This window comes from Mycobacterium paraffinicum (genome assembly GCF_001907675.1).
Lineage (GTDB): Bacteria > Actinomycetota > Actinomycetes > Mycobacteriales > Mycobacteriaceae > Mycobacterium > Mycobacterium paraffinicum_A.
In genome coordinates this window covers 1-1,825 of sequence record NZ_MPNT01000075.1, presented here as the reverse complement: position 1 = coordinate 1,825, position 1,825 = coordinate 1, and the positions used below count along the sequence as shown (strand labels likewise).

Sequence of the window (1,825 nt, the reverse complement as noted above, 5' to 3'; positions counted from 1 at the left end):
GGCCTGGGTGCCCGCCTGGGTGCTGTGGGTCGCGATCATGAAGTCACGCATTTTTGTCATCGAGCTGATGGTGTTCTGCAGCACCGGCAACATCTGCGGCAGCAAATGATCCAAACGATCTAAATCGGTTGTGAGGCCTTGTATTTGGTCGGCGAGTGCGTCGATCCCGTCCAGTGTGTCAAAGACTGACCGCAGTGACCAGCAGATTGGGATGTCATAGCAGTGCTTTTCCCAATAGAAGTAGCTGCGCAGCGGACGGAAGAAATCCTCGAAATCGGAGATGTTGTTGCGCAATTCATTGGTGGTGTCCACCATCTCGTGAGTGCGGCCGACCATGCTGTGTGTGGTTTCGGTCATCTCCTTGGTGATGGTGTACATGCGGTCCATGTTGGCGATCGTCCTGCTCAGCTCGTCCGCCTGCTCGAGCATTTGAGCCGAGCTGTCGTTGTTGAACTTGGCGGACTGCAGGGTGCCGGCGTTTTGCGCACCGAGCATGAATGGAATCGAACTGTGCTCGATCGGCGAACCCAATGGGCGGGTGATGGTCTGTACCCGATCGATGCCCCGCATATGTGCCACGTTCTTGGCGACCCGGTCGATGACGAGCATGTCCGCGGGGTCGCGCAGGTCGTGATCGGCCTGCAGCATCAACAATTCCGGGTTCATCCGAGCCTGGGAGAAGTGCCGGTCCGCGACGCCCATCGCGAGGTTGGCCGGCATGCTGGCGGGGGTGAACTTCTGGTCGTTGTATTGCGGTACATAGGTCAGCAGGCTGATGAAACCGATGACGGCGATCATGGTGGTCACAAAGATGATCGGGATCGGCCATCGAACGACAGCGGTGCCGACCTTGCGCCAACCCCGTGCCGAGAGATCACGTTTGGCGTCGAGCAAACCGAATTTGGACCCCACCGTGAGAATTGCCGGTGCGAGCGTCAACGCCGCGGCGATGACCACCAAAACCGAAATCGCGCACGGCAAACCCATGGTATTGAAGTACGGCAGCGTGGTGAAGCTCAGGCACATGGTGGCACCCGCAATCGTCAGGCCGGAACCCAAAATGACATGCGATACACCGTGATAAGCCACATAGAACGCGGTTTCGCGATCTAGGCCCTTCGATCGTTCCTCTTGATATCGGCCAAGCAGGAAGATCACATAATCCGTTCCGGCGGCCAGGGCCAGCATGGTCACCATGCTCACCGCGTAGGGGGTCAAACCGATGATTTTCAGGTAACCCGCTGTGGCGGTAACACCTTGTGCGGCAAAGAGTTCCAGGCCGATGATGACCATCGACACCAGCATCGTCACGACCGAGCGGTAAATGGCGAGCAGCATCACGATGATGACGGCGACCGACACCAACTCCATCGTCGCCATGCTCTGATGCCCGGCGACGCTGGTATCGGCGTTGAGAACGCTGTTGCCGGCGACGTGGGCCTTGATACCCGGCGGCGCCGGCACAGCATCGACGATGTGACGAACAGCGGCGACCGACTCATGGCTCTCACTAGTGCCCTGCGAGCCGTTGAGGAAGATCTGCACGTACGCGGACTTGCCGTCCACGCTCTGCGAGCCCGCCGCGGTCAGCGGATCACTCCAGAAATCCTGAACGTTCTGCACATGCTGGTGATCGGCCTTCAGCTTGGCGACGATCTCGTCGTAGAACTTATGTGCGGAATCGCCGAGCTTGTCCTTGCCCTCGAGCACGACCATCGCCGAGGAATCCGAATCGTACTGCTGAAACACCTTGCCGATATTCAGCATCGCCTGATAGGACGGCGCATTGGTCGGACTCATCGGCACCGATCGGCTCGCCGCGACC

General features: G+C 59.0%; 1 protein-coding gene. It reads right to left on the bottom strand.

What is annotated here, in order from left to right; all coding sequences use genetic code 11:
* Positions 1–1,825: MMPL family transporter (locus BRW65_RS30765; protein WP_167374123.1), on the bottom strand; the 1,825-nt coding region annotated here is incomplete at both ends.